General features: G+C 75.2%; 1 protein-coding gene. It reads left to right on the top strand.

Features of this window, described 5'->3' with window-relative positions; genetic code table 11:
* Positions 1-48 precede the first annotated feature (48 nt).
* Positions 49-475: PadR family transcriptional regulator (locus G3I42_RS04240; RefSeq protein ID WP_164282491.1), on the top strand; the 427-nt coding region annotated here is incomplete at its 3' end.

The following is a 475-nucleotide window of genomic DNA, read 5'->3' on the forward strand; positions in this document are numbered from 1 at the left end:
CCGACCAGCCCGACCAGCCCGACCAGCCCGACAGGAAGGTGCTCTGAGATGGCCCCCGTCTTCGCCCACGGCCGCCTGCGGCTGTACCTGCTCAAACTCCTCGCCGAGGCCCCGCGCCACGGCTACGAGGTCATCCGCCTCCTCCAGGAACGCTTCGAGGGGCTGTACGCGCCCTCGGCCGGCACGGTCTACCCGCGTCTCGCCAAGCTGGAGTCCGAGGGCCTCGTCACGCACACCACCGAGGGTGGCAGGAAGGTGTACGCGATCACCGCGGCCGGGCGCGCGGAGCTGGCCGCCCGCGGCGGTGAACTGGCCGAGCTGGAGCTGGAGATCCGCGAGTCGGTCGCCGAGCTGGCCGCCGAGATCCGCGACGACGTACGGGACGCGGCGGGCGAGCTGCGCCGCGAGGTGCGCGCCGAGACGGGCCGCTCGGAGGCGGCGGGCGGTACGGGCCCGGGGCGCGGCGAGGGCGAGC

Source organism: Streptomyces sp. SID11385 (genome assembly GCF_010548245.1).
Classification (GTDB): domain Bacteria; phylum Actinomycetota; class Actinomycetes; order Streptomycetales; family Streptomycetaceae; genus Streptomyces.